This is a genomic window from Streptomyces albidus (ex Kaewkla and Franco 2022) (genome assembly GCF_013870515.1).
Lineage (GTDB): Bacteria > Actinomycetota > Actinomycetes > Streptomycetales > Streptomycetaceae > Streptomyces > Streptomyces albidus.
In genome coordinates this window covers 1-13863 of sequence record NZ_JACBXA010000159.1, presented here as the reverse complement: position 1 = coordinate 13863, position 13863 = coordinate 1, and the positions used below count along the sequence as shown (strand labels likewise).

At 70.0% G+C, this 13863-nt stretch carries 9 protein-coding genes; 3 read left to right on the top strand and 6 right to left on the bottom strand.

The features are described 5' to 3' along the window. The 3 genes from H5J26_RS20970 to H5J26_RS20960 all read right to left on the bottom strand — a co-directional run. The coding region (locus tag H5J26_RS20970) for a sensor histidine kinase (RefSeq protein ID WP_181767462.1) at window positions 1-1446 on the bottom strand (1446 nt) is incomplete at its 3' end. 279 nt (window positions 1447-1725) lie between these two features. Next, window positions 1726-3231 (bottom strand): CehA/McbA family metallohydrolase, encoded by a 1506-nt coding sequence (locus H5J26_RS20965; RefSeq protein ID WP_181767461.1) that lies wholly within the window; start codon window positions 3229-3231, stop codon window positions 1726-1728. Window positions 3232-3409: 178 nt separating this feature from the next. After that, window positions 3410-3598, bottom strand: coding sequence for a hypothetical protein (locus H5J26_RS20960; protein WP_181767460.1), 189 nt, complete (start codon window positions 3596-3598; stop codon window positions 3410-3412). 509 nt (window positions 3599-4107) lie between these two features. On the opposite strand from H5J26_RS20960, the gene H5J26_RS20955 reads away from it, so the two are divergent. Further along, entirely contained in the window at window positions 4108-6708 is a 2601-nt protein-coding gene (locus H5J26_RS20955; protein WP_181767459.1) for a bifunctional FO biosynthesis protein CofGH, read from the top strand. A gap of 85 nt (window positions 6709-6793) precedes the next feature. After that, window positions 6794-7912 carry an ADP-ribosylglycohydrolase family protein gene (locus H5J26_RS20950; protein WP_181767458.1) on the top strand — a complete coding sequence of 373 codons (1119 nt, stop codon included), beginning with the start codon at window positions 6794-6796 and terminating at the stop codon, window positions 7910-7912. Between the two features lie 216 nt (window positions 7913-8128). On the opposite strand, the gene H5J26_RS20945 is transcribed toward H5J26_RS20950, so the two are convergent. From H5J26_RS20945 to H5J26_RS20935, 3 genes are all read right to left on the bottom strand, one after another. Continuing rightward, on the bottom strand, window positions 8129-8338 hold the full coding sequence (locus H5J26_RS20945; RefSeq protein WP_181767457.1) for a DUF397 domain-containing protein: 210 nt from the start codon (window positions 8336-8338) through the stop codon (window positions 8129-8131). 138 nt (window positions 8339-8476) lie between these two features. Beyond that, window positions 8477-9337 (bottom strand): helix-turn-helix domain-containing protein, encoded by an 861-nt coding sequence (locus H5J26_RS20940; RefSeq protein WP_181767456.1) that lies wholly within the window; start codon window positions 9335-9337, stop codon window positions 8477-8479. Window positions 9338-9709: 372 nt separating this feature from the next. Next, window positions 9710-10477 carry a GOLPH3/VPS74 family protein gene (locus tag H5J26_RS20935; RefSeq protein WP_181767455.1) on the bottom strand — a complete coding sequence of 256 codons (768 nt, stop codon included), beginning with the start codon at window positions 10475-10477 and terminating at the stop codon, window positions 9710-9712. 230 nt (window positions 10478-10707) lie between these two features. Here H5J26_RS20935 and H5J26_RS32055 point away from each other — a divergent pair, with 230 nt between their 5' ends. Beyond that, the gene (locus H5J26_RS32055) at window positions 10708-13644 is read left to right on the top strand and encodes a D-alanyl-D-alanine carboxypeptidase (protein ID WP_309238005.1); all 2937 of its coding nucleotides are present in this window, start codon (window positions 10708-10710) and stop codon (window positions 13642-13644) included. The last annotated feature ends 219 nt before the right edge of the window (window positions 13645-13863 follow it).

The window sequence follows — 13863 nt, the reverse complement described above, 5'->3', positions numbered from 1 at the left end:
CGCCCCGGCCGCACTCGGCCCGTCCGCGCTCGGCTCGGACCCGGCAGCCGCTTCCCCGGCAGCCGCACCGGCCTCGACGGCTGCACGGCCGGAGGCGGTGCCCTGCTGGAAGGCCGACCAGAGCTCCGCGCTCTCCTCCGGCGTCGAGGCGGGCACCGATGACCCTCCGACCGTCGGTGAACTGCCAGCGCCGTGAGCCGCCTTGCTCAGGTCGCCCGCAGGCTGTCGCCTGCGCCGGCGGGGGAGCTCCTGTTGGGGCTGGGCCGCCCCGAATTCCTCGGCCATACCCGGAGCCGTCGTGGGCCGCCTGCCGGGCGTGGCGGCGATGCCGGGGAAGACGGGCGTGCCCTCGGGCGGCGTCGGTGACATCGCGGACATCGGCTGCTCCGCTTCGTCCAGCAGCGTCAGCAGCGGGTCGCCGGGGACGTGCACGACCGCGCGCACGCCTCCGTACGGAGAAACCTCCACGTGCGTGCTGAACCCGTACTGGCGCACGAGTTGGCCGATTGCGGCGAAGCCGTTGCGCGGCGGGTCCCCGAGCTCGGTGATCAGCACCGGCTCCTGACCCGACATCAGCCGCTTGGCGCGGGTCATCTCCTCGGAGTGCATGCCCACGCCCGCGTCGTCGATGATCACGGAGACGCCGCGGTTGCCCTGCTGGATGGTGACCGCGACGGGCAGATCCGGATGCGAGAAGTGCAGCGCGTTGGCCATCAGCTCGGTCAGCGTGACGGCGACCGGCTCGACGGCCCTGGCGACCACGCCCACCGGGTCGCGCAACTGGTTGGAGACCTGGACGCGTTCGTAACCGCTGAGGCGCGACATGGCGCCCACGACGATGTCGCCGAGGTGGGAGTTCTCCCGGGTCAGCCCCGGCCACGATCCGCACACCACCGCGGTCGACTGGATGCGGCGCAGGGCCTGTTCGTTGAGGAAGTCGGCGGCCAGCAGGTCCTCTGCGACGAGCGGGTCGTCGTACTTCTCCTGCATTCGTTGCAGGAGGCTCTGCATCTGGTAGAGCAGCGCCTGGATGGTTGTGGTGGCGCCACGCATGGCGGCCTGTGCCGCGAAGTCGACGCGGCGCCGCTCCTTGGTGACCTCGTCGCTCACCTGTGTGAGGACCGCGTCGATCGACCGGTCGAGGTCAGGGCTGAGGGTCGCCGTCCCCAGAGGGCTGCGTGCCGGGACGCCACCGTGGTTGAGCGACGCGGCGAGGTCGGGGATCCGGGTGTTCACGAGGTGCCTGAGCTCGGCCTCGATCGCCTGGAGCCGGGCTCCGAGGTCGGCGCCGCGCCGTGACGCGCCCTCGAGTTCGGTCTCGGTAGCGGCGGATTGCAGCCGGACCCGGCTTGTCTCCTGCCGTGCGCGGACGAGCAGCAGGGCCAGTACGACGGCGACCGCACCCAAGGCGAGGAACATGATCAGCGCCACCGGTGTGTCTGTCATCGGTGTCCTTGGTCAAAGGGATTGCTGTTGAGGAGAGTTGGGGGAACGGACACCGGCCATGGCACAACCGTCACCCGGCACGGCCCACACTGCCGCAGTCACGTGTTATCCACACCTGTTACGAGAACATCAGCACACATCCACCGTTCACATTCCGAATGCGAAGGTGCGACGGAAGGGACGGATCCGGCGGCGTGTGGACGTGGACGTGGACGCGGACGTGGACGTGAGTGGGCGCACTGCGGGTTCCGACGAGAGCCGACGGTGCCCGGCCGCGTTTCAGCCGTGACGCCCGAGCCAGACCGGGTTGGTCATCGCCGCCATGGCCCCTGGCAGCCCGGGAGGCGAACCGATGGCCGGGCGGTGCCGTATCTCCGCTCGCACGTACGTCGCCAGTGACGCAGTCGTCAGCCACTCCACGGGCGCAGATGTGACCGGGCCCCGGTACATCTCGCCCTGGTCGGTGAGGAAGCGGGCGGTGGCACCCTCCGGTGCGCCCGTCACCTCGAGACGCACGGTCACCTCGGCGTCGGAGCGCACCTCCAACCGCTCGCCGATGCCTGCGTGTTCGCCACGGGGGCCGGTCGCCGAGAACTTCAGCGAGATCCCCGACGACTCCACGAGATAGCTGTGGCCTGCTCGTATGCCGTCGAGAAGGGCCGTGCGCGACAGATCCTCCGCGTGCACCACCGTGTGGGGCAGGCCGACCTTCTGCGGCTCGGAGTGCGCGTCGCTGTTGCCCATGGCGGGGAGCCAGCTCCGCCCGGACGGCGGGGCCACCAGCATGTTGTCCCAGGTGGCGAGGGCGAGCTCGTCGTCGGGTGTCCACGGCCCGTTCCACACCTCGACCGCGTCCGCGCCCTCGTACCCGAACTTCCACTGGCAGCCCACGAACGGGCAGTTGGGGTGTGCCGGCACGACCAGGCCGCCTGCCCGGTGGATCCGTCGGGCGTAACGGGAGAAGGCGTCGTCCCGGGCCCGGTAGCGCCAGTCGAGGAAGGTGCCCGGGTCCGTGCCGAGGGCGAGTACGTGGCCGTTGCGGGTGGTGATCTCCTCGCCGCAGAGAACGAGGAAGTCCTCGTCCCACAGCCCCTCCCAGGCGCCATGGCCCGAGGTGGTGTTGTGCTCGGTGGTGGTGATGAAGTCGAGCCCCGCTTCACGGGCCGCCGCGGCAGCCTGGGCCGGGGTGCGCTTCCCGTCGGAGTGGACCGTGTGCAGGTGGCAGTCGCCGCGATACCAGGAACGGCCCCGGCCACGCGCCCGCTCGGGTGGATGGCCGGGCCGTGGCGTGCTGCCCGGCTCCCCGTGCCTGAGAGTGACGGTGACCTCGTAGTCCATGCCCTGCGGAGCCACCGTGTAAGGGCCGAGGGCGACATGCCAGGTGCCCGCCCGCACAGGCCCCGCCACGTATCCCGGGGTGGCCTCGCGCGCGCTGATCGTGAAGCGGTCGCGGGCGCCGCCCGACCAGCCGCGGAACCCGCGGCCCCCGAGATCCGTGCCCCGCTCGTCGAAGATCCCGATGTCCAGGGCGTTCCCCTGGGTGCCCTCCGGGACCGCGGGCTTGTCGTAGGAGTAGGACACCTCGATCTCGCGGACACCAGCCGGCACCTCGACCGGAAGATGGACGAAGTCGGGCGCGCCCGTGGGCAGATGGCCCTTGACCGTCCTGGAATGTTCCGAGCCGCCGGCGGCGCGGGCGAAGCTCACGCTGCCCAGCGTGAGCACGCCTGCCGCCCCCGCCACCGCCGACAGCCTGAGCACGTCACGTCTCTCCACACGGGTCATTCCGGCCTCCCCCTGCACGCCTCCGCGCGCACGCCACTGTGATCGTGCGGCGCCGCCCGCGACGCCACGAGTCACCGTTCTACGCGCAGGAGACGAGCGGGGAAACCCCTGTGGATAACTCTGAGGCGAAGTGGAGTACGTACGGCCGGAACCCGGCCGAGTCTCCCGCGCCGCCCCGTCAGGAACGCTGCTGCGACTTCCGGAGGAAGATCACGACCAGTACGACGACGATCACGAGCAGCGGCACGACCAGCCAGACCCACCACCTGTTGCTGCTGTTCGACTTGCTGCTGGTGCCCGAGACGGAGTTGTAGCTGCCTGTGGTGCTACTGGCCGTGCTGCTGCCCGAACTGCTGGTCTTGCTCACGCCTCCGCTGCTGCTGACAGTGCCACTTGTACTGCCACTTGTACTGCCACCAGTACTGCCTCCCGTAAGGCCACTCGAGCTGCTGCCCGAACTGCTGGTCTTGCTCACGCCCCCGGACGAGCTGGTGGAGCCGGAGGAACTGGTCGAACTGGACGAGCTCGACGAACTGGAAGTGGAACTCGAGCTCGAGCTCCTGCTCCCGCTCGCACTCGCGCCGCCGGATATGCGAGCGGGTGCCGCCTCGACGCGTCCGGAGCCCGGACCGCCACTCGACGCCGCGTACGCACTGGCCCCCGAACCGCCGAGCAGGGTGAGAATGAGCAGACCAGCTGTGACAACACGCATGATTTCCCCCGTAGTTGTGTCTGCCGCCGCGCTCGGACGGCATGGCGAAGCCGCCCTCCCCGCACGGGGCGGACGGCTGTTCTGCACCCAGCACCGTAGACGATGTGACATAGCCCGCAGCAGGGGCTCCGGGTCGGCGACCGTACCGCTCGTATGCTCGGTTCATGACTTCGAGTGCGCAGGCAGCCCCCACCGCAACCGCCATGCGGCGTGCCCTCCGCCGTGCCCGCGACGGGGTGACGCTCGACACCGCTGAGGCCGTGGTGCTGCTCCAGGCGAGAGGCGACGATCTCGCCGATCTCGCCAGGTCGGCGGCGCGGGTGCGCGACGCGGGGCTGGAGGCGGCCGGACGCCCCGGAGTGATCACGTATTCGCGTGGCGTCTTCATCCCGCTCACGCGGCTGTGCCGGGACAAGTGCCACTACTGCACCTTCGTCACCGTCCCCGGCAAGCTGCGCCGCGACGGTCACGGGATGTTCCTGTCGCCGGACGAGGTGCTGGAGATCGCGCGTCGCGGCGCGGAAACGGGTTGCAAGGAAGCGCTGTTCACCCTTGGCGACAAGCCGGAGGACCGCTGGCCCGAGGCGCGTGAATGGCTGGAGTCGCACGGCTACGACGACACGCTGTCGTACGTGCGGGCCATGGCCATCCGCGTCCTCGAGGAGACCGGACTGCTGCCGCACCTCAACCCCGGCGTCCTGTCGTGGGCCGACTTCCAGCGGCTCAAGCCCGTCTCGCCCTCCATGGGCATGATGCTGGAGACCACCTCCGAGCGGCTGTGGAGCGAGCCGGGCGGCCCGCACCACGGATCGCCGGACAAGGAACCGGCCGTGAGGCTGCGCGTCCTGGAGGACGCCGGCCGCTCCAACGTCCCTTTCACCACCGGACTGTTGATCGGGATCGGCGAGACGTACGAGGAGCGTGCCGAGTCGCTCTTCTCGCTGCGCCGCATCCAGCGCGCGTACCACGGCATCCAGGAACTCATCATGCAGAACTTCCGCGCCAAGCCGGACACGGCCATGCGCGGGATGCCCGACGCCGAACTCGAGGAGCTCGCCGCGACGATCGCGGTGGCGCGGCACATCATGGGACCGTCCGCGCGCATCCAGGCACCGCCGAACCTGGTCGACGGGGAGTACGCGATGCTCATCGACGCGGGCATCGACGACTGGGGCGGTGTCTCCCCGCTCACGAAGGACCACGTGAACCCCGAGCGCCCGTGGCCGCAGATCGACGAACTGGCCGGGCACACCGCCGACTCCGGCTTCGTGCTGCGTGAACGGCTGCCGATCTACCCCGAGTTCATCCAGCGGGGCGAACCCTGGCTGGACCCCCGCCTGCTGCCCCACGTCACGGCGCTCACCGAGCCCGAGACCGGCCTGGCCCGCGAGGACGCCCCCGTCGAGGGCCGCCCCTGGCAGGAGCCGGACGAAGGCTTCCTCGCACCGTCCGGACGCACCGATCTGCACCGCACAATCGACACCGAAGGACGCACGTCTGACCGCCGCGACGACTTCGACGAGGTCTACGGCGACTGGGAGTCGCTGCGCGAGCAGGCCCAGCCCGGGATGGCACCGGAGCGCATCGACACGGACGTGCGGACGGCACTGGCCCGCGCGGCCGACGACCCGTCCCGGCTCACCGACGGCGAGGCCCTCGCCCTGCTGCACGCTGACGGCCCCGCACTGGACGCGCTGTGCCGCATCGCCGACGAGCTGCGCCGCGAGGTCGTCGGCGACGACGTGACGTACATCGTCACGCGCAACATCAACTTCACCAACGTCTGTTACACGGGCTGCCGCTTCTGCGCCTTCGCCCAGCGCCGCACCGACGCCGACGCCTACACCCTCTCCCTCGACCAGGTCGCCGACCGCGCCCAGCAGGCGTGGGACGTCGGGGCCGTGGAGGTGTGCATGCAGGGCGGCATCCATCCGGACCTGCCGGGCACCGCCTACTTCGACATCGCTCGGGCGGTGCGGGAACGCGTGCCGGGGATGCACGTGCACGCCTTCTCGCCGATGGAGGTCGTCAACGGCGCCAGCCGCACCGGCCTGTCGATCCGTGACTGGCTCGCACAGGCACGCGAGGCGGGACTGGGCTCGATCCCGGGAACGGCCGCGGAGATCCTCGACGACGAGGTCCGCTGGATCCTCACCAAGGGCAAGCTGCCCGCGGCCACCTGGGTCGAGGTCGTCGAGACGGCGCACGAGCTGGGCATCCGCTCGTCCTCCACGATGATGTACGGACACGTGGACCAGCCCCGGCACTGGCTCGGCCACTTCCGGCAGCTCGCACGCATCCAGCAGTCGGCGCTGGAGAAGGGGGTGGAGGGCTTCACCGAGTTCGTGACCCTCCCCTTCATCCACACCAACGCGCCCGTCTACCTCGCCGGCATCGCGCGCCCGGGCCCGACCACGCGCGACAACCGTGCGGTGACGGCGATGGCACGGCTGCTGCTGCACCCGTACATCACCAACATCCAGACCAGCTGGGTCAAGCTCGGCACCGAGGGCGCGGCGGAGATGCTGCGCTCCGGAGCCAACGACCTGGGCGGCACCTTGATGGAGGAGACGATCTCCCGGATGGCCGGGTCGTCCTACGGGTCGTACCGCTCGATCCAGGATCTGACCGACATCGCCGAGGCGGCGGGACGCCCCTCGCGCGCCCGTACGACGCTCTACGGCGAGGTGCCCGAGGAGCGTCTGCGGGCGGCCCGGGAGTCGGACGGACACCTGCCTGAGCTCCTGCCGGTGTTGGAAAGCTGAACCGGCGTTCTAGAGTGCAACCGGCCGGGGGCCCTCTTTTCCCCTCGTGCCTGCCGTTGCCTGCCGTCACAGCTGGGGGACAGACATGACCGCTTCAGGCGGTGATGCCATATGGGGCCGCGCCGAGCAGCAGGATTTCCGCAGCCGGGTGCGCGGTTGCCTGCTGGGCGGTGCGATCGGTGACGCGCTCGGTGCCGGAGTCGAGTTCGAGTCGCTGAGCGCGATCCGGGAGGCACACGGTGCGTCCGGGGTGACCGACTTCGTGCCCGCGTACGGACGTCGCGGTGCCATCACCGACGACACCCAGATGACGCTCTTCACCGTCGACGGCCTCATCCGTGCGCACGTACGGCGTGACACGGGGGCCTGGCACCCGCCCACCGATGTGCACGCCGCCTACCGCAGATGGGCCGCGACGCAGCGGGACTGGGGCCCGGACGAGCGGAAGAAGGAGGACGGCTGGCTGGCCCGCGAGGAGTGGCTCTACGCGCGCCGCGCTCCCGGGAAGGCCTGCCTGAGCGGACTCGAGGACGAGAGGATGGGCACGCTCGAGCAGCCCAAGAACCCCGAGTCCAAGGGGTGCGGATCCGTGATGCGGTCCGCGCCGTTCGGGCTGCTGGTGGGGTGGGAGCCGCAACTCGTCTTCCAGCTGTCCGTGGAGTGCGCGGCGCAGACGCACGGGCATCCGACCGGGTATCTGTCGGCGGGAGCGTTCGCCGCGATCGTGCACGCGCTCGCGCGCGGGGACACGCTCGACCACGCGGTGCAGAAGGCGCTGGTCCAGCTTGCGGCCCGGCCGGGTCACGAGGAGACGACAGAGGCGCTCAAGCGGGCGCTCGGCGCCGTGCGGCAGGGAATGCCGACGGCGGAACGCGTGGAGTCGCTGGGGGAGGGGTGGACCGCCGAGGAGGCGCTGTCCATCGGGGTCTACTGCGCGCTCGTCGCCGAAGACGTACGGCACGGGCTGCTGCTGGCTGTGAACCACGGAGGCGACAGTGATTCCACCGGCTCCGTGTGCGGCAACCTCCTGGGCTCCATTCACGGTGAGACCGCGCTGCCGCCGGGCTGGATCGCTGAGCTGGAGGGGCGGGCGACCGTGCTCGAACTCGCCGACGACTTCGCCATGGAGATGACCCAGGGCCCCGCCCTGCACGCGCCGGGCGCCGCGTCCCCGGCATGGCTGGTCCGCTATCCGCGAGCGTGACCGTGAGGCGCGCCCGCTCCCGGCCGTGATCCCGGACCGCTCCGGCCCGGGAGCTGCCTGGGTGACCGCAGCCCGGTCCCGTGACATGGCTGAGCCCTCTCGGCTGGGACGGCGGGCCGGTCGAGAGGGCTCTGCTTCATGCTGACGCCGCTGTGCGAGCGTCAGTGCTCCGGTCGCTCACAGAACTTCGAGCACCGGAACCCCGTGCCGGACTGATCACCCGAGCCTGGCGGAAGCGCTGTTGCGCACATCGGCGACGAAGCCGGTCCAGGACGCCGGGGTGAAACTCAACGACGGCCCTTCCGGGTCCTTCGAGTCACGTACTGCCACCGCGTGCGCGGTCGGGGATTTGATCTCGACGCACGCACCATTGGCCGAGTAGCTCGATTTGATCCAGTCGATGGTGTTTCCCTGGTGAATTGCCATGTCTGCTCCGGTTGTTCGACTCGTGGGAGCGACCGTACGCCTCGATTTCCCATGGCGAAGGGGCCGTTCACTCGACCGGATGGCATATTCCAGGCGACTCTTCACACCGTTACTGGGCGGGTGTACGCTCCTCGCCTTTCAGCCACGGGCATAGTCCTTTGCCACATTCTCGATGAACTCCCGTGTCTGGTCGGGATTGAGTGCTTCGGCGCGCAAATGCTCGTACATCACGCTGTAGCTCTGCACGTCGTGTGCCTTCTCCAGATAGAGGTCGCTGGTGACCCCCTCCAGATAGACGACCGACGAGTCGGAGGCGTCGGGGAATTCCAGGATCGCGTACTGCCCGTTGACGCCCGGATGCGCGCCCATTGAGAACGGCATCACCTGGACGGTGACATGCGGGAGTTGGGACACCTCGTTCAGCCGCTCCAACTGCTCGACCATCGTCTGCCGGCCGCCGACCGCGCGCCGCAGAGCCGACTCGTCCAGTACGGCCCACAGCCGAAGCGGATGCCGCACGTCGTTGATGCGTTCCTGGCGGCGCATCCGCACCTGCACGCGCTTGTCGATGTCGGACGCCGAAGCCTCCGGGCTCGCACCCTCGCAGACGGCCTCGGCGTAGGCCCGCGTCTGCAACAGGCCCGGCACGACCTGCGGTTCGTAGACGCGCAGGGATGCCGCGTCGGTCTCCAAGCCGATGTAGACGCTGTAGGGGATGTCGCCGAAGGCGTGCCACCAGCCCTGCTGGCGCGACTCCTTGGCCATCTGCATCAGCGACTCGACTATGCGGTTGTCCTCCACCTCGTAGACCCCGCACAGGTCGCGCACATCGCGCTGGCTGATGCTGCGCCGCCCGTTCTCCAAACGGCTGATCTTGGACTGCGAGACCAGCAGACGGTCCGCGACCTCTTCCGCGGTCATGCCCTTCAACTCGCGGAGGCGGCGCAACTCCTGGCCCAGTCGGCGGCGTCGGACGGTGGGGTTGACGTTGGACGCCACAGGGGCTGCACCTCCGCTTAAAGTACGACTACTTTCAAGCAGGTTCCCACCACCGTGGGCGATCTCGCTGGAGAATGGCAACAGAGGGTGCAGAGCCGAGCACGCAGACGAGCAGATCGACGACCACGGCTCGTCCACGGTTCGTCGAAGAAGCCGGTGCCGGCGCCAACCGTGCCGGAGCGCCGAACAGTTGATCCGTCGGCCGATCGCGTCCACGCATGCGCGCGGGGTGGTGGTCCGGCCACCGTTCTGGAGACCGGACCACCACCCCGCGCGCCTTCACGGCTGAGTGACGCCTCGTGATGACGCCTTCGTGTGGTGCATGTGCTGTTGTGCCGGCGCACGCGTGGCGCACCGCCTGCTGCTCGGAACTCAGCCTGCCCGGGCCATCCCGCTGATGGGCGAGCGAGCCTGATCCGGCATCTGCCGTGGGGACATGCCCGTGCGCGCGGCCGGGCCGGCAGGCCCTGCCTGAGGGTTCTGGGCGCCGTTGGCCGCCGCACGCCGGGGCTGTGCCCCCGCGCCGTTCTGGACGTCCATGACGGCGTGCGCGACGAGCCCGCCCATCGGGTCGTGCCTGATCAGATCCCGGAGACGGGAGCGACACGAGCGCCCCTCATTGCCGGGATAGAGGTGCTTGCCGAGACCGACCGCGTGGGCCAGCGCTGCGAGCGCCGCGGTCCGCGGGTCCGGCGGTACGCCGGTGCGGATCGCCGCATCCAGCCGGGTTCTGATCTCCCGGCTGATTGCTGTCTCCGTCGACTGGTAGCGCGTCGTCGGCAACACCCCGCACATCTGGCTGGATACGGCATGCACCATGCCGCACCTCTCCAAATGTGTGAGATACGTTTGGCGAAGTCCCAGTCGGGGCCCGCCGATCCAATGGACAGCACGCACGGGGCTGCCGCGCCTGCGCAGCAACTCCAGTGCGGAGTCCAGGGTCGGATCTCCTGTCGGCCGTGGTAGCACCACGGCAATACGGTCCCCATCAGGGGCTATACGTCCTGCGAGAGCCAGCTCGACGAGCTGGGCCCCGGCCAGGCCGAGGTCAAGCGACTGCGGCTGTGCCGTGGTGCCCGTGGTCGGGTCCAAGGCCAGCAGCAGAAGCTCCTCCGGAATCGTTCTGCGGCTCCTGCCCATCCATGCCTCCCCGCGTGGATGTCAGACAGGGTGACTCCTCTCACAATGGTCTGTCGAGAGTGCGTGGGTGATATGTACGGGAACCAGTAGTTATGTCGTTCTCGTCTGCACGGTGGAAAGACCGATCCAAGCCCCTGTGGGACGCCCCCGTGCGATGTGGGTGGTACGGCGCACAGGACACTGTTAACTGTTACGGCGAGCGGCGAGCACCCAGCATTCAGGAGGCATCGGTGGCGGGCGAGTCCCCCGACAAGGTGGAGCGCGAGGAGTCGTCGGGGGAGACGACCGGCGACGACGGCGCGGTTGCGTCCACCGACGGGAAGAAGTCCAGGGCGAAGGCCGAGCGCAAGCGCGGGTCGGGCCCGGACACCGACGAGGGCAAGTCCCCCACCGCCGGCAGCAGTACGGACACCGAGGCCTCGGACGACGCCGCCTCGACGGATGCCGCCGACGCTTCCGGTGACGCGGAGTCCGCCGCGTCCGGGCAAGGCGAGAAGGCGCGCGAGGCCGGCGGGCGCGGTGACGACCGGTTGAAGGCCGCGGTCGCCGCGTGGGTCGCCCGAGGCGACGACGAACCCGCCGACGAGGCTTCCGCGGACGAGGCCGCCGCCGAGGATCCGGTCGACGACCCGGGTGACGAAACGGCGCCCGTCGCGGCCGATGAAGCAGGTGACGGGGCGACGGAGGCCGCCGGGGCCGAAACTGAGAAGTCGGGCTCTGAGGAGGAGAAATCAAGCCAATTCCCCGAGGGTGGCCTGCCCGTACGCCAGAAGTCCGCCGGAGCCGAGGATTCCGGGAGCGCTGAGGCGACGGGGAAGGCGTCTGCGGGGTCCACGGCGAAGAAGGGCTCCGGAGGCCGCCAGAAGGCCTCTGTGGCGTCCTCGCGCGCCGGTGACGGGAGTGGCGGGGTCGACCAGCCGACCGCGATGTTCAGGACGGTGCGTCCGGACTCCGAGGACGGCGCGGGAGCGGACGACGGCGAAGAGGCCGCCCGGCGCGCAGAGCGCTTGACGTCGGCCTTCTTCGGGCCGGGCAAGAGTGGCAAATCGAGCGATTCAGGCGATTCAGACGATTCGGGTGCCGACGGCTCCGCGGGCGCCGCCGAGCAGGCAGCCGGACCTGAACCCGAAGCCGAACCCGAAGCCGCCGAGCCGGCACCTGCTGAGGTGAGCGCCGAGGAGACCGAGGAGCAGGGCGCCGAGCAGCCGTCCGAGGCGGAGCCGGATGCGGTGAGCGAGAGCGAGCCGGACGCCGGGCCGGACGCGGAGGGCGATGCGGAGAGCGGTGCGGAGGAAAGCGCGCCGCGTGTGGACGAGCCGACCACCGCCTTCCGCACGGTCGAACCCGGCAGGGCCGGGAAGAAGAACGGCAGTGTCGACCAGCCGACGGCCGTCTTCCGTACGGTCGAGCCCGGAGAGGCGTCCGACGCCGACTCGGAAGCGGGCGACGCGGATGCAACCGCAAAGCCTGCGAAGCCAGTCGACCCTCGCATCGCCGTCGACACCACCGACACCACCGGCACCAGTGACGCAGATGAGCCCGGTGACGACGGCGCCGGCGAAGTCGCCGCGGAACAGCCGGAGTCCGAGACTGCGGAGTCCGAGACTGCGAAGTCCGGGACCGCGAAGCCTGAAGCCGCCAAGTCCGAGGCCGCCGAGCCCGGGACGGAGGCCAAGCCGGAGCCGGAGCCGGAGTCCGAGTCCGAGCGTACGAGCCAGTTCGTACCCCTGAAGTCCACGGACGCACCGCCCCGTCCGCCGCGCCAGCCCGACCTCACCGCACCGCCCAAGCCCCTGGGGAAGCCCGCGGCCACTCCGGGCGAGCTGCCCGCCGAGGCCCCCGCGCCGCAGCTCACCGAGGCGGAGCTGACCCGGCAGCAGGCACGGCCGGACCAGGCGCCGCTCGACCTGCTGGCGCAGCTGACCAACACCCCGCCGCCGCGGGAGACTCCGCTGCGCACGGCCGTGCGCCGGGTCAAGATCTGGACGCCGCTGGCGGTGCTGCTGGCGATCGTGTTCGTCGTCGCGCAGGCCGTACGGCCGCTGCCCGCTCCCGAGGTGTCGCTGACGGCGTCGCCGACCTACAGCTTCCAGGGCGCGAAGCCCTCCGTGCCCTGGCCGAGCGAGGGGCAGGCAACCCTCGACATCCAGGGACTCGGCTCGTTCGGTTCGTCCGGGAAGCAGAAGCCGGTGCCGATTGCGAGCGTGGCGAAGGTGATGACCGCGTACGTGATCCTCCGCGACCACCCGGTCAAGAAGGGTTCGGCGGGCGCGACGATCCCCGTCGACAAGAAGGCGGAGGACGAGGCCGGGCTGAGCGCCCAGAACGAGTCGACGGTCGAGGTGAAGCGCGGCGACAAGATCTCGGAGCGCGAGGCCGTCCAGGCCATCATGATCGCTTCTGCGAACAACGTGGCCCGGCTGCTGGCCCGGTGGGACGCGGGCTCGGAGAAGGCGTTCGCCAAGAAGATGAACGCGGCCGCCGAGGACCTGGGGATGAAGAACACCCGGTACACCGACCCCAGTGGTTTGAACTCCTCCACCGTGAGCACTTCTGACGACCAGGTGAAGCTGGCCAAGAAGGCGATGGGAATCAACCTGTTCCGCGAGACCGTGCGTCTCCCCGGCTACAAGGACACCAAGGGGGAGGAGCACGGCAACTGGAACAAGCTCGTCCCGCTCGACGGCGTCGTCGGCATCAAGACCGGGACCACCACCAAGGCCGGGGGCAACCTGCTCTTCGCGGCCGAGCAGAAGGTCGGCGGCACCGAGCAGTTGATCGTCGGAGCCGTCCTCGGGCAGTACCGGCCGTCGATACTCGACACGGTGCTCGGCGAGAGCAAGAAGCTCATCGACACGGCTCAGGACGCGCTCCGCGCACAGAAGGTGGTGCGGAAGGGCGAGGTCGTCGGCTACGCGGACGACCAACTCGGCGGCAGGACTCCGGTCGTGGCGACGAGGGACGTCTCGGCCGTCGGCTGGTCCGGGCTGAAGGTGAAGCTCGCGCTCACGGACGGCGGCAAGGCTCTGCCGCACGAGGGAAGCGCCGGCGACAGGGCCGGCACGCTGACCGTCGGCGACGGGCCGGGACAGGTGCGGGTGCCGGTTGCGCTGAAGGAGGACATGTCCGAGCCGGGCTTCGCAGCCAAGTTGACCAGGATCCTTTGATTCCGGGAGACACGAGACCCGGGTGAAATGCGCCCGGCCCACGAGCCGGTGGGCCCGGGCCGGGCCGTACGGGGGAGAGCGCAGTGACCGCTGTGCAGGAGTCGCAGATGCCGGATCGCGAAGGCGGTGAGATAGCCGCTGGGGACGCACCTGTTCCCGGTGTGAAGGCCGCCTCGCGTGCCCACGCCGGGACGGGCTCCGTGCCCAGGCCGAGGAGGG

Bases quoted from the DNA above. Each gene is read 5' to 3' on its own strand.
- H5J26_RS20965 (WP_181767461.1), bottom strand. From the start codon at position 3,231: ATGACCCGTGTGGAGAGACGTGACGTGCTCAGGCTGTCGGCGGTGGCG.
- H5J26_RS20955 (WP_181767459.1), top strand. From the start codon at position 4,108: ATGACTTCGAGTGCGCAGGCAGCCCCCACCGCAACCGCCATGCGGCGT.
- H5J26_RS20950 (WP_181767458.1), top strand. From the start codon at position 6,794: ATGACCGCTTCAGGCGGTGATGCCATATGGGGCCGCGCCGAGCAGCAG.
- H5J26_RS20945 (WP_181767457.1), bottom strand. From the start codon at position 8,338: ATGGCAATTCACCAGGGAAACACCATCGACTGGATCAAATCGAGCTAC.
- H5J26_RS20935 (WP_181767455.1), bottom strand. From the start codon at position 10,477: ATGGGCAGGAGCCGCAGAACGATTCCGGAGGAGCTTCTGCTGCTGGCC.